The organism is Halopseudomonas sp. T1L2 (assembly GCF_055397385.1).
In genome coordinates, this window is record NZ_AP040865.1 from 1,299,085 (window position 1) to 1,318,397 (window position 19,313).

General features: G+C 60.4%; 20 protein-coding genes. 11 read left to right on the forward strand and 9 right to left on the reverse strand.

From position 1 onward, the window contains the following. Nucleotides 1-49 precede the first annotated feature (49 nt). The 8 genes from ACZ5WQ_RS06125 to ACZ5WQ_RS06160 are packed head-to-tail and all read left to right on the forward strand — an operon-like array spanning nucleotide 50 to nucleotide 8,995. Nucleotides 50-205, forward strand: a complete 156-nt coding sequence (locus tag ACZ5WQ_RS06125; RefSeq protein WP_464383370.1) for a type VI secretion protein — start codon at nucleotides 50-52, stop codon at nucleotides 203-205. Next, entirely contained in the window at nucleotides 196-1,281 is a 1,086-nt protein-coding gene (locus ACZ5WQ_RS06130; protein WP_464383371.1) for a type VI secretion system-associated FHA domain protein, read from the forward strand. Before ACZ5WQ_RS06125 ends, ACZ5WQ_RS06130 begins: the two co-directional genes overlap by 10 nt. A gap of 4 nt (nucleotides 1,282-1,285) precedes the next feature. Then, nucleotides 1,286-1,762 carry a type VI secretion system lipoprotein TssJ gene (gene tssJ, locus ACZ5WQ_RS06135; RefSeq protein ID WP_233049756.1) on the forward strand — a complete coding sequence of 159 codons (477 nt, stop codon included), beginning with the start codon at nucleotides 1,286-1,288 and terminating at the stop codon, nucleotides 1,760-1,762. A 1-nt stretch (nucleotide 1,763) separates the two neighbouring features. Continuing rightward, a complete protein-coding gene (gene tssK, locus ACZ5WQ_RS06140; RefSeq protein WP_464383372.1) occupies nucleotides 1,764-3,095 on the forward strand; it encodes a type VI secretion system baseplate subunit TssK in 1,332 nt (443 codons plus the stop codon). A gap of 5 nt (nucleotides 3,096-3,100) precedes the next feature. Beyond that, entirely contained in the window at nucleotides 3,101-3,955 is an 855-nt protein-coding gene (gene icmH, locus ACZ5WQ_RS06145) for a type IVB secretion system protein IcmH/DotU (RefSeq protein WP_464383373.1), read from the forward strand. Beyond that, nucleotides 3,952-7,275 (forward strand): type VI secretion system membrane subunit TssM, encoded by a 3,324-nt coding sequence (tssM, locus tag ACZ5WQ_RS06150; protein ID WP_464383374.1) that lies wholly within the window; start codon nucleotides 3,952-3,954, stop codon nucleotides 7,273-7,275. Before icmH ends, tssM begins: the two co-directional genes overlap by 4 nt. Beyond that, nucleotides 7,272-8,003 (forward strand): PP2C family protein-serine/threonine phosphatase, encoded by a 732-nt coding sequence (locus ACZ5WQ_RS06155; RefSeq protein WP_464383375.1) that lies wholly within the window; start codon nucleotides 7,272-7,274, stop codon nucleotides 8,001-8,003. The genes tssM and ACZ5WQ_RS06155 overlap by 4 nt, the downstream gene beginning before the upstream one ends. Next, on the forward strand, nucleotides 8,003-8,995 hold the full coding sequence (locus ACZ5WQ_RS06160) for a serine/threonine-protein kinase (RefSeq protein WP_285677406.1): 993 nt from the start codon (nucleotides 8,003-8,005) through the stop codon (nucleotides 8,993-8,995). Before ACZ5WQ_RS06155 ends, ACZ5WQ_RS06160 begins: the two co-directional genes overlap by 1 nt. On the opposite strand, the gene thrH is transcribed toward ACZ5WQ_RS06160, so the two are convergent. After that, a complete protein-coding gene (thrH, locus tag ACZ5WQ_RS06165; protein WP_285677405.1) occupies nucleotides 8,938-9,555 on the reverse strand; it encodes a bifunctional phosphoserine phosphatase/homoserine phosphotransferase ThrH in 618 nt (205 codons plus the stop codon). The genes ACZ5WQ_RS06160 and thrH overlap by 58 nt on opposite strands. Nucleotides 9,556-9,772: 217 nt before the next feature. Between thrH and ACZ5WQ_RS06170 the strand changes: the two genes are divergently transcribed. Further along, nucleotides 9,773-10,498 (forward strand): phosphoadenylyl-sulfate reductase, encoded by a 726-nt coding sequence (locus ACZ5WQ_RS06170; protein WP_285677404.1) that lies wholly within the window; start codon nucleotides 9,773-9,775, stop codon nucleotides 10,496-10,498. Between the two features lie 64 nt (nucleotides 10,499-10,562). Here ACZ5WQ_RS06170 and cysB read toward each other — a convergent pair whose 3' ends face one another. The 3 genes from cysB to ACZ5WQ_RS06185 all read right to left on the reverse strand — a co-directional run bounded on the left by cysB (nucleotide 10,563) and on the right by ACZ5WQ_RS06185 (nucleotide 13,588). Then, nucleotides 10,563-11,537: an HTH-type transcriptional regulator CysB gene (cysB, locus tag ACZ5WQ_RS06175; RefSeq protein ID WP_088274089.1), complete on the reverse strand. Its 975-nt coding sequence runs from the start codon at nucleotides 11,535-11,537 to the stop codon at nucleotides 10,563-10,565. A 167-nt stretch (nucleotides 11,538-11,704) separates the two neighbouring features. After that, nucleotides 11,705-12,622, reverse strand: coding sequence for a 5'-nucleotidase (locus tag ACZ5WQ_RS06180; protein WP_088274088.1), 918 nt, complete (start codon nucleotides 12,620-12,622; stop codon nucleotides 11,705-11,707). A 9-nt stretch (nucleotides 12,623-12,631) separates the two neighbouring features. Continuing rightward, nucleotides 12,632-13,588, reverse strand: a complete 957-nt coding sequence (locus ACZ5WQ_RS06185; RefSeq protein ID WP_228247193.1) for a putative 2-dehydropantoate 2-reductase — start codon at nucleotides 13,586-13,588, stop codon at nucleotides 12,632-12,634. Between the two features lie 320 nt (nucleotides 13,589-13,908). Here ACZ5WQ_RS06185 and ACZ5WQ_RS06190 point away from each other — a divergent pair, with 320 nt between their 5' ends. Then, the gene (locus ACZ5WQ_RS06190) at nucleotides 13,909-14,994 is read left to right on the forward strand and encodes a 3-deoxy-7-phosphoheptulonate synthase (protein WP_088274086.1); all 1,086 of its coding nucleotides are present in this window, start codon (nucleotides 13,909-13,911) and stop codon (nucleotides 14,992-14,994) included. Nucleotides 14,995-15,056: 62 nt separating this feature from the next. On the opposite strand, the gene ACZ5WQ_RS06195 is transcribed toward ACZ5WQ_RS06190, so the two are convergent. Together ACZ5WQ_RS06195 and ACZ5WQ_RS06200 are read right to left on the reverse strand one after the other, a co-directional pair. Next, nucleotides 15,057-15,332: a GNAT family N-acetyltransferase gene (locus ACZ5WQ_RS06195; RefSeq protein ID WP_088274085.1), complete on the reverse strand. Its 276-nt coding sequence runs from the start codon at nucleotides 15,330-15,332 to the stop codon at nucleotides 15,057-15,059. Between the two features lie 94 nt (nucleotides 15,333-15,426). After that, nucleotides 15,427-16,827, reverse strand: a complete 1,401-nt coding sequence (locus ACZ5WQ_RS06200) for a GntP family permease (protein WP_464383376.1) — start codon at nucleotides 16,825-16,827, stop codon at nucleotides 15,427-15,429. 265 nt (nucleotides 16,828-17,092) lie between these two features. Between ACZ5WQ_RS06200 and ACZ5WQ_RS06205 the strand changes: the two genes are divergently transcribed. Then, nucleotides 17,093-17,347: an Lpp/OprI family alanine-zipper lipoprotein gene (locus ACZ5WQ_RS06205; RefSeq protein WP_088274083.1), complete on the forward strand. Its 255-nt coding sequence runs from the start codon at nucleotides 17,093-17,095 to the stop codon at nucleotides 17,345-17,347. A gap of 21 nt (nucleotides 17,348-17,368) precedes the next feature. Here the strand turns inward: ACZ5WQ_RS06205 and ACZ5WQ_RS06210 are convergent, their stop codons facing one another. The 3 genes from ACZ5WQ_RS06210 to ACZ5WQ_RS06220 are packed head-to-tail and all read right to left on the reverse strand — an operon-like array spanning nucleotide 17,369 to nucleotide 19,300. Next, complete coding sequence (locus tag ACZ5WQ_RS06210) at nucleotides 17,369-18,301, reverse strand: L,D-transpeptidase family protein (protein ID WP_228246765.1); 933 nt, start codon at nucleotides 18,299-18,301, stop codon at nucleotides 17,369-17,371. A gap of 13 nt (nucleotides 18,302-18,314) precedes the next feature. Further along, the gene (locus ACZ5WQ_RS06215; protein ID WP_233049764.1) at nucleotides 18,315-18,647 is read right to left on the reverse strand and encodes a hypothetical protein; all 333 of its coding nucleotides are present in this window, start codon (nucleotides 18,645-18,647) and stop codon (nucleotides 18,315-18,317) included. Between the two features lie 14 nt (nucleotides 18,648-18,661). Then, nucleotides 18,662-19,300 carry an arylesterase gene (locus ACZ5WQ_RS06220; RefSeq protein WP_088274081.1) on the reverse strand — a complete coding sequence of 213 codons (639 nt, stop codon included), beginning with the start codon at nucleotides 19,298-19,300 and terminating at the stop codon, nucleotides 18,662-18,664. Between the last annotated feature and the right edge of the window lie 13 nt (nucleotides 19,301-19,313).

Below are 19,313 nucleotides of genomic sequence, written 5' to 3' on the forward strand. Positions count from 1 at the left end.
CCCAAGCGCGATTCAGGACGATTCGCGCCGGACCCGCAACGGATTTGCCATGCCCAGAACACCACCACAGTACCGTCTTGCTACCCTGCTGCTGCTCTGCCTGCTCGGCGGCTGCAGCGGTAATCTGCGTTTTGACGATGAGCAATACCGCCCACTCGACACGCCAACAGAGTCGCGATCCATGGAGCGTGGCGCATGGAATTGACGCTGGATGTGATTCATCCACCACGCCGCGAGGATGAGCCCGCGCGCTGCCGTACCTTCAGAGCAGCCGGCGGCATCATCGGCCGGGCCAGCCACTGTGACTGGGTGCTGGACGACCCGTCTCGCATTCTGTCCGGCCAGCATGCCGAGATCCGCTTTGACCAGCAACGCTACCAGTTGGTCGATCTGAGCAGCAACGGCATTACCCGCAAGCATGACAGCCAAAAGCTGCCGCACGGTACGCCGGTAGACATCGAGCACGGCCACATCTATCGCATGGGTGAACTTGAGGTCAGAGCCAGACTGCAAGCCGTCCCCGTGGCTCCGCAGGGCCTTATTCCGGACGACGCCTTTCTCGAACTGGGCGGCAGCGACGCCGACTGCCACACCGACGACCTGCTCGACGCGCTGTTACCCGCCAACGAGCCAAAGTCCAGTATCGTCGCGCCCGCCCTACTGGCAACCGAGGACGATCACCACCGCATAGAGTCGGAGCATGTCCGCTTGCCGCGGCGGGCAATATTGTCAGACTACAGGCCGCCTGAAGACGACCCACTGGCCGAACAGATCTGCCAGCGCCTGGGGCTGGACCTCAACAACCGCGACAACCTCGCCGAGCAGGCGCTGCAAGCCGCATCCCTGCTAAGAGTTCTGCTGGGCGAGCTGCAACTCAGCCTGCGCGCAGCGCAGCAGCTGGACGAGACTCTGGGTCTCAGGGGCCACCCCCATCCCGGCCTCCAGCACGATACGCCCCAGGAACTGCTTGAGCACCTGTTACAGCATGAGCCAGACGCCACCGGCTTGCTGCGCAGCGGCTGTCACCGACTGCGCGCCCAGATATTGGCAATGCAACAGGCCAACCGCCAATGCACCGAGCGTCTGACGCAACTGCTCGCACCTCACCACCTGGTCGGATCGATGGGCCCACTGCGCAGTGACAGCGCCCGCTGGCGCGCGCTGTGTGAAGTCTATGCCCGGCGGCCGGAGCAGCTGCAGCAGCTATTCAGCGATGCGTTCAATCGCACCTATCAGGATCAGGCACGCCTTCTGGGCGCGTTTCACCAACATCTCGGATAACCCCATGCCCTTTGCCCGTTTTCTTGTCAGTCTCACAGCCTGCGCGCTGCTCGGTGCCTGCAGCCAGCTGTCACCCTACTCTGATCTGACCAAACTCGATCTGACCCTGAATGCATCGGACCAACTCAATCCGGACCTGAACGGCAGGCCCTCTCCGCTGGTACTGCAACTGGTTGAACTCAGCCACGCCACCGCTTTCGAGCAAGCCGACTACTTCGATTTGCAGCAACGTCCGGCAGCGATGCTGGCACCGGACCTGCTGGCTATGGAAGAGATGGAGCTGCGCCCGGGCGAGCAGCGCACACTGAAACTGGCCCTGCAACCGGACACCCGTCATCTCGGGCTGGTGGCCAGCTATCGCGACCTGGCCGGTGCCCGCTGGCGTCTGACCCTGGACCTGGCCCCGCGCAAGCGCAACGCCGTTCGAGTGCAGCTCGACAGCAACGGGCTGCACCCGCCAGTCAGCAATGGAGCACCCTGACATGCAGGCACTGAAGATCGTCTGGCAGGAGGGCATGCTGCTGCGCCCCCAGCACTTCCAGGGGCAGGACCGATACCACGAACAGCAATTGGCGCTGCGCATCAAAGGCCTGCTCGCAGACGCGTGGGGCTTTCACAGCCTCAAGATCGACGAAGCCTTTCTGCCAATGGGGAAACTGGTCATCAGCCAGGCCAGCGGACTGCTGCCGGATGGCACGCTGTTTCAACTGGACAGCGACCCGACACCACTTGCGCTGGATATCCCCGCTAACCAGACCGACACCGACATTTATCTGACCCTGCCACTGCAGGCCGCTGAACCCACAGGGGCTGCGCCCCCTGAACGCGACAACGCCATGGCCCGGTTCGCGACCATCACGCAGCCGTTGAACGAGAGTAACGGACACGCCGAAACAGAGAGCCCGCTGCTCTGCGCCAGACCGAATCTTCAACTGCAACTGGACGCTGACGCACAGTCGCCCGGGTTGGTCCGCCTGAGGGTCTGTACGGTCCGCGACAGCAGTGCCGACGGAGGCGTCAGGCTGGACGAGCGTTTTCCGGCAACCTTTATTCACTGTCAGCCCAGCCCCTTTCTCGGACGCTGCCTGCAGGAGGTAATCAGCCTGCTGCAACAGCGCGCCGAGGTATTGGCAGAACGAATGCTCGCCCGTGGCCAGGCCGCCGGGGCAGAGATCGGGGATCTGCTGACCCTGCAGTTGATCAACCGCCATGAGGCAATCCTCCGGCACCACCAGCACAGGACCCAGACACCCGCCGCCGAGCTGTACAGCATTCTGCTGTCATTGCAGGCAGAACTGGCTACATTCTGCTCCGACAGTCGGCGGCCACCGCCGGAGCTGCAATATCAGCATATCGATCAAAGCCGGAGTTTCGACGCCCTGATGCGGGTCCTGCGGCAACGTCTGTCCAGCGTGCTGGAACAGCACAGTGTCGAGTTACCGCTGCAGCAGCGTCAATATGGTGTACAAGTCGCGCCCATCAACGACCCCGACCTCATTGACGGGGCACGCTTTGTACTCGCCGCAACGGCAGCCTGCAGCAGCGAGGAACTGCGCAGCCGTTTGCCCAACCACCTCAAGGTCGGCGCCGTCGAACATATTCGTCAGCTGGTCAACCTGCACCTGCCCGGCATCCGCCTGCAGCCACTGCCCGTCGCGCCCAGACAGCTTCCCTTCCGCCGGGACCACTGCTATTTCGCGCTGACACCCGGCAGCGATGAACGCGCACAGCTATCACGCTCCGGCGGCATTGCCTTCCACGCCGCCGGCGATCTGCCCGAACTGAAACTGGCCCTGTGGGCTATCAGAGACTGACTTGCATGTACAACGGCGACTACCCTGACGACGATCGCACTGTCATCCTGTCCGGCAGCATGGCCGGGCACACTCCATACTCGCTGACCGACCATGCGGCATCCGCGGCGTGCATCGCACCGCGAACAGACGATGATCTGTGCCGCACCACTGACGTGCAGCCCAACCCGCTGCTCGCCGCCGCAGCGCCACTGCTGTCCGAACTGGTCGCCCTGCGCACCGGCAGCGGCGAGCGCGAGCCAATCGACGTCCTGCGCGTCACCCTGGAAGCCGGCATACGGCAATTTGACCAGCAGTGCAGACACCTCGAGGTTGCGCCTGCCAGCAGGCAGGCTGCCCGCTACGTGCTCTGCACAGCCCTGGACGAAGCCATTCTCACTACCCGCTGGGGCAACAACAGCAACTGGTCAAGCCACAGTCTTCTCAGCGCCTTCCACCAGGAAACCTTTGGTGGAGAGAAGTTCTTTCTGTTGCTCACCCGCCTGTCACAGGACATGGCCCGGCATCTCGACTTGCTCGAATTGATGCTGGCCTGCCTCTGCCTCGGTTTTGAAGGTCGCTACCGGCTGCAACTGCGCGGCCAGCAAGAACTGGAACACATTCGCAGCCGCTTGCACGCCGCGCTGCAGCAATACCGCAGCCCGCCGGATATGCACCTGGGCTCACAGATCGCCCACCCTGAGCCGTGCCCCCCGGTGAGGCCGGTGCCTGGCTGGGTGACAGCGGTTGCCACCGCCTGCTGTCTGGCAATCCTGTTCCAGGGGTTCAACCATTATCTGGAGCAACACCGCAACGCCGCGCTGGAGCCTTACCTGACCAGCAGCGCGGGCATCAGCGCACAACCGGGAGTCAAACGATGAAGGCCCTTTATCAACGGGTAGCCTCCTATCTGCGCAAACCTGCCGGCTGGTCTCTGCTGATACTGCTGATCCTCGCTGCCTTGATCTGGGGGCTCGGCCCGAACATCGCCTTCAACGGCAAGACCATACTGGCCGGCCCCGGCAGCCGCCTGCTGGCTGGTACGATACTGCTCTCGCCCTGGCTGGTCTGGCAGTTGCTCGATCAGCTCAAGCAAAGGCGAGCAAACGGCGAGCAAGCCGCCAGCAACGCAGCAACCCTGCAGGCCCGCGTCGCCCTGGAACAACGCTACAGATTGAGTCGCCACCTGCTGGCAGAGCACGGGGTAAGCCAACGCCAGCAACGTCGGCAACCCTGGTATCTGCTGCTCGGCCCGGAGAACTCGGGCAAGAAGCGCCTGTTTGCAAGCGCAGAGTTAAGCGGATACTGCACAACTGTCACTACTCCCCATGGGCCCCATGGGATCAGCCCGGCAGAGTGGCACAGCCTCAGCCACTGTAGTTGGCTTCAAGCGGGTGGCAGTTGCCTGCCGCCCGCAGATCAGGAGCCACCTTCACCAGCCTGGACAGCACTGCTGGGGCTATTGCGTCAGCGTCGGGCACCAGCGCTCAATGCCATCGCGCTGATGCTGCCAATGGACCTGCTGACCACGCAGAACACCCTTGAGCTCGACCAACTGGCACGCCGGTACAGGCTTGCACTGAGCACGTTGCGCAAGGCACTGGGACTGGATCTGCCGATTTACCTGCTGCTGAGCAAGGCCGATCTGCTGCCCGGCATCATTGAGTTATGCCAGCAACTGACACCGGAGCAGCGTCTGCAGCCACTGGGCGTGACGCTGCCGGGTGCACCGGACCCGGCACAGGCCAGCACCGGTGCCCTTGGCCCACTGCTGGCTCAGCTGAATCGTCAAATCCTCTGTCGAACCCAACAGGAGTCGGACAGCCTGCGCCGCGGCCGTCTTTACGATCTTCCCTATCAACTGGCGAAACTGGAAGGGTCGCTTCGTCAGTTCCTCAACCAGGCATTTGCCAGCAACAGCTACCAGCATGGCAGTCGAGTGCATGGAATCTATCTGACGATCGCTGCCAGCGAACACGACGTTCTGGTCCCCGGCTCGCTGCCGCGCCCTTCGGTTCAAGGCGCCTTCAGCAGGCGACTGCTGGAAAATCCCCTTGCCGGGCGGCCTGATGGCGTCACGGTTGCAGACGAGCAGCGCACGCGACAACGCACCAGGCAACGGGTCACGGTCGGTCTCGCCGCAGCCTGTGTGACACTGTCTGCAACTGGCTGGGCTTGGCGCTACGGGCACGAGGCCGAGCAGCTGCAGCAACTTGCCGAGCTTGGCCGACACGTCGTCCAGGATGCTGCCGCGGTCCAGGCACACAGCCGAATCGAACCCTTGCTTCAGCAGCTCGATACCCGCTACGCAGCAACGCTGATACCCCAGCCGGCGTCGATGCCTGCCGGCCTCCAGCTCCTGAGTCTTGAGCAGTCCGAGGCGACTCTGCCGGTAGTCGAAAAGGCCTATGCAGATGCACTGCGCACCTTCCTGCTGCCACTGGTAATGCGTCAGCTGGAATACCGTCTGAGCACCGACCTTGAAGACCGCCAGCAGTTGATCGGGCACCTGCGCGCCTACCTGATGCTGGGTCTGCCGGAGCGTCTGGACAGCGCCTACCTTGAGGACTGGATGCACACGGAGTGGACGCGCCGCTACCCCAGACAACCCGCGGTCAGAGAGAGCCTGGAGGCCCATCTAAGCCGCCTGCTTGCCTCCGCTCCAATGCCCCAGACGCTTGATGAGTCTCTGGTAGCCAGCGCCAGGGAGATCATGCGGCAAGAGCCCCTGCCCCGGCTTTGCTACCGATTGCTCCGGGAACGGTCCAGATCCCTCCCCGACTACCGCCTCGATGCCCGCCTTGGACGCCACCACCGGTTACTGACATCCGAACCGGTCGACATTCCCGGGTTCTACATCAATACCGGCTATGAACGCCTGATCAAAACCAGAGGTCCGGCGCTGATTCATGACTTGCTGGCCGACGACTGGGTACTGGGCCTCGCCGAACCGGTTAACAGGCAAACCGAGCAGGCCCTGATGGCAGACGTGGAGAGCATCTACTTTCAGGATTACACCTCGCATTGGAATCGCGCTCTGGCCAGCCTCCGCCTGCAACCACAGTCCGGCGCTAGCGCGGATCAGCTGGCGGCGCTCTCGTCCGGGCACTCCCCCCTGCTGGCGCTGCTACAGGAGATCAGGCTGCATACTCGACTGATAACAGCTGACGACCCAACACCCAGCGCAGGCAAGCTGGCCATGCAACAGCACTTCAGCCACCTTCACCGCCTGCTTGATGACGATGCCATGCCCGCTCCGGAATTGGCTGGCGCATTGCAAAGCATCGGTCAATTGCAACACCAGCTCGCCCAGCTCAGCGAAAGCAGCGCCCGCGGACTGCTTGCCTACAAGATGGCCAGCGCACGCATGCAGCGCCAACGCGATGCAATCGGCGCGACCCGCGACAGCGCAGCTCAGCTGCCGCCGCCGCTGCAGCTATGGGTGAAGCAGCTTGCCGACCAGAGTTGGCGAACCGTGCTGAGCGCAGCGGCCGAGTATCTTAACGGCCAGTATCGCAGCCAGGTGTATCGCCCATACCGGGACGCAATCGCCGACTACTACCCCTTCAATCCGGCCAGTCAGCGGGAAGTGGAGCTAGGCGACTTTCAGCGTTTCTTCCAGCAGGAGGGCACTATTCAAGGCTTTACCGACCAGTATCTGGAGCCATTTTTGATCAGCACGGACGCAGGCTACCGGCTGCGACTGCTGGACGGGCGGGCATTGCCCATATCCGCAAGGCTGCTGACACAACTGAACCGGGCCAGGACCATTCACGACAGTTTTTTTGCCAGCAATCCGCTCGAGCCGGGCATCGGGTTTCGCCTGGAACCCTACTCACTTGATGCCAGCCTCAGCCGCGCCAGCTTTTATTACGGGAGCCATCAGCTGGAATATCGCCACGGCCCCATCATTCCCAAGGCATTCACCTGGCCGGCAAGCCTGGACGACAGCCGCATCAGCTTGACCCTGGAGGATCTGGGAGGCCGGCGAATGACCCTGCACGGCCAGCAGGGTACCTGGTCGCTGTTTCGCCTGCTTGAGCAACTGACACTCGAGCAGGAGGAACAACGCGACGCGCTTCAGCTGCGGGCCAATATCGGCGGCATGCGTGCCCGCTATCTGCTGCACAGTCAACGCTCTCCAAACCCGTTCCAGCCCGGCCTGCTGGCGGGCTTCAACCTCCCGGCCCGCCTGCAATGAACTGGTCAAGCTGCTCTCAAACCGATCCAGGCAATCAGCGTCGACACAATGAAGATGCCATTCTGGCCCTTCAGGACTACGGGCTCTGGGCGGTCGCTGACGGTATGGGCGGTCACCGCAACGGCGCACTCGCCAGCCGCCTGATAATCGACACACTGGGCGCACTTGAGCTGACTGGAAATATCGACCAGAACCAGCGTCGGGTGCGTCAGGCCCTGCAGCAGGTCAACCGCAGGCTGACGCAAGACATGACCCAGGTGCAGGGCCAGCCAGCCGGTCCAGTCGGCAGCACCGTGGTTATCCTTCTGGCAAGTGCAAACCGGGCGCTCTGCCTGTGGGCAGGTGACAGTCGCTGTTATCTCTGGCGCCAGCAAACACTTCACCAACTGACCCGCGACCACTCGCTGTTGCAGCAACTGATAGACCGGGGCGCTGTAACCAGCACCGAGGCCGCCTCACACCCTGGTGCCCACGTACTGACCCGAGCAGTCGGCGCGCATGACCATCTGAAACTGGACAGTGTGACGTTCATGATTCAACCGGGTGATACCTTGCTGCTGTGCAGTGACGGCCTGTATCGGGAGCTGAGCCCCGCGCAACTGTCCTCGATCCTTGGACGCCGGGACAGCCGCAGCGGCGCGGCGCAGCTGGTAAGCCTGGCATTGCGGGGGCCGGCCCGCGACAACCTGAGCGCGGTCGTTGTCAGAATCGGTGCAGGAGCAAGCTGATGCCCTCCAGGACGCCTTCGGTTGCGCCAGCCGCCTTACCCGAACTGCTGGGTAACCGATACCGTATTGAGCGCCTGCTTGGGGTGGGAGGCATGGGTGCGGTCTATCAGGTGCGTGACCTGCTGCGCGAGCAATTCAACGACCCCCGACCCAGTGTGGCACTGAAGGCCCTGAACGATCAATTTGCCGCCCATGCCGATGCCAACGCTCTGCTTTACGCGGAATATGCCCTCACCTGCCGCCTGCACCATCCGAATGTGATCCGCCCCTACAGCTACCACATCGACCCGGCGAGCGGTCGGGCATTCATGACGCTTGAGTTGCTTGAGGGCCCTGCGCTGGATCAGATCATCGCCGACCATCCCGACGGGATGGCCTGGCCGGCGCTGCAACCCCTCGCAGTCGGCCTGCTGTCTGCCCTTGCCTATGCACACGACGCCGGCGTGCTGCACGGTGATCTGAAGCCGGGCAATATCATCCTGAGCACCGCCGGCCTGCGTCTGTTTGATTTCGGGCTGGGACGAGGCTGTCGGGGTCCCCTGCAGCGATTACCCCGGCTCAGCCGACGTCTGGCCGCCTGGACACCACGTTACGCTGCGCTGGAGCTGCTCGATGGCGAAGAGTTGACCGCGGCCGCTGATCTGTATGCGGTCGCCTGTGTCCTGTATGAGTTGGCCAGCGGGCACCACCCCTTCAGCCGCCTGACGGCGCGCCAGGCAATGCGCATGCAGCAAGAAACCGGTTTACAGAAACCACATGGCATACCAAAACCGGTATGGCGTGAACTGCGCACGGCACTGGCCTTTGATCCGGCAGCGCGGATCAGCAGCGTGGCTGCGCTGTTGGAAGCATTCAGAAAGGGAAGCAAAACAGGGTGGCCACCGGCGGTCCGGCGGCGATGGCAGCCGGCGGCGGGACCGCCGGCTGCATCAGATCAGAGCGCCAGGTCGCGGTTGGACGCTGCGATGAAGGCCTTTTTCAGGTCCTCGTAGGTATGCACCGCCGGGAACTGGGGAAACTCGCGAATCACGTTTTCCGGCGCATGGAACAGGATGCCGGCATGCGCTTCCGAGAGCATGGTGGTGTCGTTGTACGAATCGCCTGCGGCAATGATGCGGTAGTACAGGCTCTTGAGCGCAATCACCGACTGACGCTTGGGATCCTTCTGACGCAACTGGTAGTCAACGACCCGGTCGGTTTCGTCGGTAATCAGGCGGTGACACAGTAGCGTCGGGAAACCGAGCTGGCGCATCAACGGCTGGGAAAACTCGTAGAAGGTGTCCGACAGAATAACCACCTGGAAACGCTCGCGCAGCCAGTCGACAAACTCGACGGCGCCATCAAGCGGTTTGAGGGTCGCAATGACTTCCTGAATATCCGACAGTTTGAGGCCGTGCTTGTCGAGAATGGACAGGCGCTGCTTCATCAGCACGTCATAGTCGGGAATGTCACGGGTGGTTGCCTTGAGCTCCTCAATGCCGGTTTTCTCGGCAAAGGCAATCCAGATTTCAGGGACCAGCACCCCTTCCAGGTCAAGGCAAGCGATTTCCACACGACACTCCTGAGATTCACATTTGAGACTGGCGCACAATCTACCGGCAAGCGGGTCTCGGCGCAATCACAAGGCGGCTGGAGCCTGCTGTTCTAAGTCGAAAATCGCATAAAAGTATAACCAAATAAAAGAGGATGGACTAAGGCGGCCTTTGCTAGACTGCCGATCACAGAACGGTGGCACACCGATCCACCGCCGGATTGAGAGCCTGATTTCCATGAGTACCTTCGACATCGATCAACTGGCTGTCGACTACGCCAGCAAATCCCCTCAACAGATTCTGGAGCTGGCATTCGCCAACTTCGACAACCTCTGGCTGTCGTTCAGCGGCGCCGACGACATCGTCGTGCTGGACATGGCCTGGAAACTCAACCCGAACGTCAAGGTATTTACCCTCGACACCGGCCGCCTGCACGCCGAGACCTATCGGTTTCTGGAGCAGGTGCGCAAGCATTACGGGATCCAGCTTGAGGTGTTGTCGCCCGACCACCAGCAGCTTGAAGCCTATGTGCGCGAAAAAGGCCTGTTCGACTTCTACGAGAGCGGTCATGGCGAATGCTGTGGCGTGCGCAAGATTGCGCCGCTGCGCCGCAAACTGGCCAGCGTCGATGCCTGGATCACCGGGCAGCGCAAGGATCAGAGCCCGACCCGGGCAGATGTTCCAGTGGTGCAGCTGGACGGCGGGTTCTCGACCCCGACGCACTCACTGATCAAATTCAATCCGCTGGCCAATTACACCAGCGAGGACGTCTGGAACTACATCCGCATGCTGGAGATTCCCTACAACCCGCTGCACGAGCGTGGTTTTATCAGCATCGGCTGCGAGCCCTGCACCCGCCCTGTATTGCCGAACCAGCACGAGCGTGAAGGTCGCTGGTGGTGGGAAGAGGCAACGAAAAAGGAATGCGGCCTGCACGGCAGCAACCTGATCGCCAAGTCCTGAAACTGAAAAAGCCGGCGCACCTCTATACGCCGGCCTTCTTCTCTCCCCCAGCAGCCGCTAGACGTCAGTGAACCGGCAGTTCCACCCCATCAAATAATGCTTCCAGCTCGAGCTTGCTGCTGCACTGCAGCGCCCGATCAATCATCTCGCGGGTCAGATGCGGCGCGAACGCCTCAATAAATTCATACATGTAGCCACGCAGGAAGGTGCCGCGACGAAAGCCGATCTTGGTGATGCTGGACTCGAACAGGCGACTGGCATCGATCACCTCCAGGTCGGGATCCATCTCGGGGTCGACAGCCATGTGAGCGACAATACCGACGCCCAGGCCGAGCCGCACATAGGTCTTGATCACATCCGCATCGGCGGCGGTGAACACGACCTTCGGTGACAGGCCACGGTTACTGAACGCGTCATCCAGCTTCGAGCGCCCGGTAAACCCGAAGACATAGGTAACCAGCGGCCAGTCGGCCAATGCTTCCAGGGTCAGCTCTGCGCCACTGGCCAGCGGGTGCCCCTTGGGCACGATAACGCAGCGGTTCCAGCGATAGCACGGCATCATCACCAGATCGGAAAACAGCTCCAGTGCTTCGGTGGCGATGGCAAAGTCGGCCGTTCCATCGACCGTCATCTCGCAAATTTGCATCGGTGTGCCCTGATGCATGTGCAGCGACACATCCGGGTAGTTCTTGATGAATTTCTGAATGATTGGCGGCAACGCATAACGTGCCTGGGTGTGGGTGGTTGCCAGTGTCAGCGTGCCCTTGCGCTCGTTGCTGAACTCCTGGGCAATCTGCTTGATGCTGTCGACCTTGCGCAGAATCTCGCCGGCAGTGGCAATGATGCGCTCTCCGGCCGGTGTGATGCGGGTCAGGTGCTTGCCACTGCGGGAAAAGACCTCGACACCCAGCTCATCCTCCAGCAGCCTGATCTGCTTGCTGATGCCCGGTTGCGAGGTATACAGACTCTGGGCAGTCGCCGATACGTTCAGCTCATGATGGGCTACTTCCCAGATGTAACGCAGTTGCTGCAATTTCATGATTGTCTTCCCCTTGCGAGCCGCAGCACCACGCCTTCCAAGGCAGGGATCAAAGGCACGCTTATAACCAGATAGGCCGTTATGCCTGCTAGCTTAGTCCATAAACTCCTGCTCGCATACGGCCTCTCGCGGGACTGGCCGACCGACGGCCGATTGAGTGGCTCAGGTCACACTGAATGCGGGGATTTGAGATTGCTGATGCCGTGCGGCACGTGCCCGGTGGGGACCACATCGACAGCGCGTCGACAATGTCCCTCCTGGTCATCAAAGAACAGGTCGGCGCCGAACGCCTGAAGAAAGCTGGACTTGTCCAAGCCGCCGAGGAACAAGGATTCGTCAAGCCGGATGTTCCATTCGCGCAGGGTACGAATCACCCGCTCATGGGCAGGCGCACTGCGCGCGGTGAACAATGCCGTCCGGATCGGGCACTGTTCGCCAGCAAACTCGGTCTGGATCCGGTTGAGCGCGGCAAGAAACGGCTTGAACGGTCCACCGCCAAGCGGCTCGCGCGCCGCCGCCTGCTCGCTGGCCTGAAAGGCAGCCAATCCCTCTTTCTGAAACACCTGCTCGGATTCATCGGAGAACAGCACTGCATCCCCATCAAAGGCAATGCGCAGCTCATCACGTTGCTCACGGGCCCGCTTGGCGGGAAAGATGGTGGCGGCGGCAAATCCCGCCTCCAGCGTTGCGCGCACATCCTCGGCATGGGTCGACAGAAACAGCTGGCAGCCGAAGGCGGGAATATAGGTGAAGGGGCTGCGCCCGCCGGCGAAGGCCGCGCGGGTGATGCCAAGCCCGTAATGCTGAATCGAATTGAACACCCGCAGTCCGGTATCGGCACTGTTGCGCGATATCAGTACGACCTCGACCCGGCTGTCGCCCTCAAGCAAGTTATTGATACGCAACAACTTCTGCACCAGCGGAAAGGCCTCTCCCGGTTCCAGCGGAATGTCTTCCCGGGCAATCTGGTACTGCCGATAGGCCTCCAGCCCTTCCTGCTCAAAAACCTGATGACTTTCGTCCAGGTCAAACAGCGCTCTGGAGGAGATGGCGATGACCAGTTTGTCTCCGAGCAGGGTGGGCATGGGGCGTCCTTATTGGTTACTGAGATAGCGGGCCTGGAGGAATTTAAGCTGATCCAACATTGCCTCTATTTTCGGCAGGCTGCAACCAGCTTCCTTGCCCAGGCGCAGCAACTCACCGTACAACGCGTCCAGCTCCATGGGGCGCTTGTGCAGCCAGTCGTGGTACATGCTCGGATAATAATCGGGCATGATCTCGGTGCCCTTGAACATGTAGCCGATCACGCCGTCGGGAATGTCGATGCCACGGGCCCGAGCCGCCGCAATGACCTCTTCCATCATCTCGGTGATCAACTTGCGACTGGCGGGGTTGCCCACCAGCTCCTGGGTGCCGGCATTGAGTACCACAGAGATACCGTTGAATGGCGCATTCCAGACCAGCTTCTGCCAGCGCGCCTCGTCAACACCGGGCAACAGCCGCGTCGGAATATTGCCGGATTCAAGCAGCGCTGCGCCCTCCTTCAACAGTGCCTGCTGCTCTTCCTTGGATACAGCGGGGCCGGAGTGGTAACCCAGGTCGATCATGCCATTGGACTGGTGCTTGACCAGACCTGGGCCTTCACGGAACAGGCAGACGTAGCACAGACCGCCGATCAGGTGCATGCTGTCCGGCAGCAACGGTCGCAGATGATCTTCGTTGTTCAGGCCGTTTTGCAGCAGAACCACCTTGGCATCCGGCTTGCCGGCGGCTGCAATGATGTCACCCAGGTTGTCTGCTGTGGACTTGGCACCCACCAGCAGCCAATCGCACTTCGGCATATCCGCTGCATCCTGGTAGGCCTGTACCGGGTGAATATGCAATTCGGGATTGACCAGGCTGTTGATGGTGATGCCCTTCTCCTTGACCGCCTGGTATTCGCTGCGCAGCAGAAAGTGCACGTCGTTTCCGCCATTGACCAGCATGGCGCCATAGAAACCGCCGATTGCACCGGTGCCAATAATCCCGATCTTCAGATCACTCTGACTCATACAACCCTCATCTGGATGATGTATTTATTGGTATGCAGGCATGTTAATCCGCTCGCGCCGGGCGAGACAGTCAATAACACGACAAACCTGCGGCCAAATGCCCCATCATTCACATCGCGGTTGAGCACGGGCAAGCGGCCGGGCTTTGACCCGCCGATCTCCGCCGGCCACTCAGCGTGCAGCACGAAAGGCCAATTTATATTGTTTTTCAGGGCAATAGAGCCTGGGCGGGGTAGCCTAAGCCGGCAAGCTTGATTAAGCTGTGTAGCACTCAAAAAGCGCCGCATTGCCGCGGCGAGCACCACATTCCGGGATGACTGATGGCCGATTTACCTATTGATGACCTGAACATAACCTCCAATGAGATTCTGATTACGCCTGAACAGCTCAAGGCTCAGATTCCGCTTAGCGAAGCCGCACAGGCGACCGTGGTGCAAAGCCGCCAGGTCATTCGCGACATTCTCGACGGCAAGGACCATCGCCTGTTTATTGTCATCGGCCCCTGCTCCATCCACGACGTCAACGCCGCCAAGGACTACGCCGCACGCCTCAAGGAGCTGGCGGCGGAAGTAGGCGACACCCTGTATCTGGTCATGCGCGTCTACTTCGAAAAGCCGCGCACAACCGTGGGCTGGAAGGGATTGATCAACGACCCCTACCTGGATGACTCCTTCAAGATTCAGGACGGCCTGAAGATTGGTCGCCAGTTGCTGCGCGACCTGACCGAAATGGGGCTGCCAACCGCAACCGAAGCGCTTGATCCGATTTCGCCGCAATACCTTCAGGATCTCATCTCCTGGTCTGCCATCGGGGCCCGCACCACCGAATCACAGACCCACCGGGAAATGTCCTCTGGTCTGTCCTCGGCCGTAGGTTTCAAGAACGGCACCGACGGCGGACTGGCAGTGGCGATCAACGCGCTGCAATCGGTATCCAGCCCGCACCGTTTCCTCGGCATCAATCAGCAGGGCCAGGTCTCGATCGTGACCACCAAGGGCAACCCCTATGGTCACGTCGTCTTGCGCGGCGGTAACGGTAAGCCGAACTACGACTCGGTCAGCGTAGCGCTGTGCGAGAAGGATCTGGAGAAGGCCGGTATCAGCAAGAACATCATGGTCGACTGCAGCCACGCCAACTCCAACAAGGATCCGGGCTTGCAGCCGCTGGTGATGGATAACGTGGCCAACCAGATCCTGGAAGGCAATGACTCCATCATCGGCCTGATGGTTGAGAGCAATATTGGCTGGGGTAACCAGTCGATTCCGAAGGACCTGTCCCAACTGCAATACGGCGTGTCCGTGACCGATGCCTGCATTGACTGGGCCACCACGGTGCAAAGCGTGCGTTCCATGCGCGACAAGCTCAAGGATGTACTGCCGCGCCGCGCGCGCCTGAAGCAGGACTGAGGTCCTCAGCCATAAAAAAACCGGCCAATGGCCGGTTTTTTTATGGCGATATGACTGAGCACCTAACTGACCGCTGCCGCATTGCGATCCATATAGCGTTCAACGTATGAGCAGGACGGGATCACCGTATAACCATGCTCCTGCGCGTATGTCAGCGCATGGGCAGTCAGGCGGGCAGCCAACCCCTTGCCACGAAGACTGTCCGGAACGAAGGTCCGATAGATATCCAGCGTGTTCTTGCCCAAGTCCATATAGGCCAGATATGCCCGCATACCGTCCAATGTAATATAGAACTGCTTGCCGTCCTGATCGTGCTGGATGGTCGCATTCATATTCATTGTCTGTCTCCCAGGCAGAAAGCGTCGAGCGAAGAGTTATCCACTATAGACCGAGATCGGGCGGAATGTTTCCCCGCCCGTCTCAAAAAGTGAACTACCCCGCCGAAACCATCCCCATTCCCAGCGACATCAGCAGGGCAATGGATGCCAGACAGGCAATGACCGGCACTGCCACCGTCACCACAAAGATGTCGCGATAGGCTTCCTTGTGGGTAATACCCATGATCATGAAGGTCGCAATCACCGCGCCACAGTGCGGCAGCGAATCCAGCCCGCCAGCGGCGATGGCAGCGATACGGTGCAGGATCTCGGGGTCAACACCCATCTCGATGTAATGCGGCCCGAGCGACTGCATAAAGATCTGCAGGCCACCGGACGACGAGCCGACAATCGCCGAGACCACACTGACCGAGGCAAACACCGACAGCAAAGGCGGTAAATCGACATTCAGGATCCAGTTAGCAAACTGGGCGAACCCGGCAGTCTGGGTCACCACACCGCCAAAACCGATCACCGCCGCGGTATTGAGCAACGGCATGATGGAATCATCAGCGCCCTGACCGAATGCCTGCGCCGCCTTGCGACGCAAGCCCGGAAACAGCAGTACGCAGGTCAGCGAACCAAGAATGAGCGAGATACTGGGCCAGATGATCGGCTGCGCTGCACTGAACAACAGAACGCGAGCGACGATACTGTCGCTTTCAGTCCAGTCAGCCAGACCCAGAATAGCGCGTGGCAGCATGATCGAGCCCAGCACCACTACCATGGGAATCAACGCCATCCACCATACCGGCGCATCATTCGGATCACCGATAAGCTGCTCCATGCGACGGTCCTGGGCATTTTCGACAAACCCTTCGCCGCGGGCCTGGGCGCGTTTCCACTGGCTTTCCACATACCACATACCAAGACCAGCCATAATCAGCGCAGCAAAGATGCCGATCCAGCCTCCGGCAAACAGGTCGGTACCCAGCGCACTGGCAGAAATCACGTTATGAATGGACGGCGTTCCCGGCAGCGCGGTCATGGTGAAGGTGCCCGCGCCAACCGAGGTCGCAGCCGCCCAAAGCCGCTTGGGCAGGTTGGCTTCACGCATCAGGGTGATACCCAGCGGATACATGGTGAACACCACCACAAACACCACAACACCGCCGTAGGTCAGCAAGGCGCAGACGATCATGCCAACCAGCAGCGTATGACGCACACCCAGCGCGCGAGTGATCGATAACGCGATACTCTTGGCCGCCTGACTGGTCGCCATCACCTTGCCGAAAATAGCGCCACAGAGGAACAGCAAAAAGAACTTCCCGGCAAAGGTAAACGCACCCAGCGGGCCAAACGGGAAGAACTCCAGAAAGGTTTGCGAGATCAGCATATTGTTGGTCAGCGCGACCACCAATGCGCAGACCAGAGACGCAATAAAGATATTGATCCCTCGCAAGGCCAGATAAATAAGTAACGTCACGCCGGCGAGAAGACCGAGATTTCCGAGCATTGTTTTTATCCTTGTAGTTGACTGCGCTGGCTACATTACCCCAGCGCAGATTCACTACAAAGCCTTTAGCGCCGGAATCAGAGCGCTTTATTGTTGTGTATTGGTAACAGAATTATCGGTTGCCTACTTCCAACCCACGATGCAACTGCTACTATTACTGGCGCTATCAGGAACGTACAGCCGAAGACCGATGGAACTTCGAGCCACTTGTTCGGTCTTGGGCTGTGCGTTCTTGAAGCAAGACTTTTTACACAAGGGGAAAGTTATGAAAACTGCACTGAAAGTATCCGCCGTAGCTCTGGCCGCTCTGCTGGCCGCCGGCTGCAGCAACAGCATGGAAAAGGAACTGAGCGCTCGCGTTGCCGCTAACGAAAACGCTACTGCCAGTGCCCAAGCCCGTGCTGACGAAGCTTACCGCAAGGCCGAAGAAGCTCTGGCTGCCGCTCAGCGCGCACAGCAGACTGCTGACGAAGCCAACGAGCGCGCCCTGCGCATGCTCGAGAAAGCCAGCCAGAAGTAAGGCCAGCTTTGCCGATCCGGATCACATGGTCCGGATCGGTTGTCCAATTACGCCCGGAATACCGCTCTCGGCGTAAACCAGATCGCGAATCGCCGTCCAGTCCAGCCGAAACCCCCGCACCTTCTCCTGCTGCTCTTCCAGCAACGCCTGAATCGCCGCCTGCTTGTCCAGTGTTGAAGGCATGCCATGTTCATCCAGGGCGGTATGTACCTCCAGGTACAGCAAGCCATCCTTGACGCCCAGCTTATAAGGCTGGTTGACAATGGTTACCGGCGTGCCGACCGGCACCTGCGGAAACAGCTCGGTGATATCCTCGTTACGCATCCGGAAACAGCCATGACTGACCCGCGTTCCGATACCGAACTTCTTGTTGGTGCCATGGATCACATAACCACTGAGCGCCAGATTCATCTTGAACGGGCCCATCGGGTTATTCGGCCCCGGCGGCACTACTGACGGCAACGGGTCACCATTGGCAGCGTGCTCCTCCAGGATGGATTTGGGTGGATACCAGGAGGGGTTGGCTTCCTTGCGCAGAATGCGCGTTTCACCAATCGGCGAGGACCAGCCTTCGCGGCCGATACCAACCGGGTAGCTGGAAACCAGTTCACCGCCCTTGTGGAAGTAATACATGCGAAATTCGGGGAGATTGATGACCACACCTTCGCGCGGCCCGACCGGAAGGATGTGCTGGCCCGGGAGGATGATTTCGACTCCCTCGCCGGGCAACCAGGGGTCGATACCCGGGTTCGCCGCGGTCATCTCCAGATATCCGAAACCCCGCGCACTGCCAAGGTCGGCAAAAGTATCCTCATAGAGCGCCTGATAGCGGGTGACCTCGCCAATCAGATCCTGATCCGCCGACAACAACGGGTAGTCGTTTGCCTGGGCCGCACCAAGACCCAGCCCGGTAAACAGCAGCGCCGCGGTGATTCTGCCCAGTCGAGAACACACGCTCAACATTCCTTCAGCTCCCACTTAGCATCATATTCAAGTCAAACTGCTGCATTTGTCCGCTATCGCCATTATTGCGCGCAGCGACAGGACGACGCCCTGCCACCCTCGCCTGCTCGGCCAGATCAACACAGGTCGGACACAGGTTACGCAGATCCGCACGCGTCAACTCACGGTAGATCGGCGACGACGGCAACAGGTCTCCACACAGGGTACGCTCGCGCGGTACGTCGAGCCGCAGATTGATATCAACCAGGTGAACATGCCAGGGATCTTCCACAAACAAATCCCGCTGCTCATCCTGCTCCACCAGACACCAGCGTCTGGCCATCCAGGACACACTCAATTCAGGGCTCCACCTTAATCGTTTATCGCAGCAGGCTGCTGCGTCAGAACCCATTCACGTATTACCGGCCAGGCATTATCGAGAATACCCGGCTGCCCCTGCGCGTTCGGATGAATGCCATCGGCCTGCATCAGTTCACCGCGATCAGCCACGCCTTCGAGCAGGAACGGCACCAGCGGCACCTGCTGTCGATCGGCAATCTGCCGGTACACCTGCTCAAAGGCTTGCGTATAGCGAACACCATAATTGGGCGGGATTCGCATACCCAGCAGTATGACGTCAGCGCCGGCCGCACGCGACTGTTCAACCATGGCAGTAAGATTCTGTTGCATATTATCCGGCGGCAGGCCGCGAAGGCCATCATTACCACCCAGCTCGAGGATGACCAGGTCCGGCGCATGCTGCCCCAACAGCGCTGGCAAGCGAGCCAGACCACCGGCGGTGGTATCTCCGCTGACAGAGGCATTATGGACCGGCAAAGGGTAATTTTCCGTCTCCAGCCGCCGCTCCAGCAGGGCAACCCAGCCCTCACCAATTTCCAGACCGAAAGCGGCGCTGATACTATCACCGACAATCAGGATCCCCTGAGCTGCCGCAGGAAAGGAGAGCAGATACAGCAGTACCGCTCCCAACCAGTTTCTCAAGCCATTCATCAGGTCCGTACAC

Bases quoted from the DNA above. Each gene is read 5' to 3' on its own strand.
- ACZ5WQ_RS06125 (WP_464383370.1), top strand. From the start codon at position 50: ATGCCCAGAACACCACCACAGTACCGTCTTGCTACCCTGCTGCTGCTC.
- ACZ5WQ_RS06130 (WP_464383371.1), top strand. From the start codon at position 196: ATGGAATTGACGCTGGATGTGATTCATCCACCACGCCGCGAGGATGAG.
- tssJ (WP_233049756.1), top strand. From the start codon at position 1,286: ATGCCCTTTGCCCGTTTTCTTGTCAGTCTCACAGCCTGCGCGCTGCTC.
- tssK (WP_464383372.1), top strand. From the start codon at position 1,764: ATGCAGGCACTGAAGATCGTCTGGCAGGAGGGCATGCTGCTGCGCCCC.
- icmH (WP_464383373.1), top strand. From the start codon at position 3,101: ATGTACAACGGCGACTACCCTGACGACGATCGCACTGTCATCCTGTCC.
- tssM (WP_464383374.1), top strand. From the start codon at position 3,952: ATGAAGGCCCTTTATCAACGGGTAGCCTCCTATCTGCGCAAACCTGCC.
- ACZ5WQ_RS06155 (WP_464383375.1), top strand. From the start codon at position 7,272: ATGAACTGGTCAAGCTGCTCTCAAACCGATCCAGGCAATCAGCGTCGA.
- ACZ5WQ_RS06160 (WP_285677406.1), top strand. From the start codon at position 8,003: ATGCCCTCCAGGACGCCTTCGGTTGCGCCAGCCGCCTTACCCGAACTG.
- ACZ5WQ_RS06170 (WP_285677404.1), top strand. From the start codon at position 9,773: ATGAGTACCTTCGACATCGATCAACTGGCTGTCGACTACGCCAGCAAA.
- cysB (WP_088274089.1), bottom strand. From the start codon at position 11,537: ATGAAATTGCAGCAACTGCGTTACATCTGGGAAGTAGCCCATCATGAG.
- ACZ5WQ_RS06180 (WP_088274088.1), bottom strand. From the start codon at position 12,622: ATGCCCACCCTGCTCGGAGACAAACTGGTCATCGCCATCTCCTCCAGA.
- ACZ5WQ_RS06185 (WP_228247193.1), bottom strand. From the start codon at position 13,588: ATGAGTCAGAGTGATCTGAAGATCGGGATTATTGGCACCGGTGCAATC.
- ACZ5WQ_RS06190 (WP_088274086.1), top strand. From the start codon at position 13,909: ATGGCCGATTTACCTATTGATGACCTGAACATAACCTCCAATGAGATT.
- ACZ5WQ_RS06195 (WP_088274085.1), bottom strand. From the start codon at position 15,332: ATGAATATGAATGCGACCATCCAGCACGATCAGGACGGCAAGCAGTTC.
- ACZ5WQ_RS06200 (WP_464383376.1), bottom strand. From the start codon at position 16,827: ATGCTCGGAAATCTCGGTCTTCTCGCCGGCGTGACGTTACTTATTTAT.
- ACZ5WQ_RS06205 (WP_088274083.1), top strand. From the start codon at position 17,093: ATGAAAACTGCACTGAAAGTATCCGCCGTAGCTCTGGCCGCTCTGCTG.
- ACZ5WQ_RS06220 (WP_088274081.1), bottom strand. From the start codon at position 19,300: ATGAATGGCTTGAGAAACTGGTTGGGAGCGGTACTGCTGTATCTGCTC.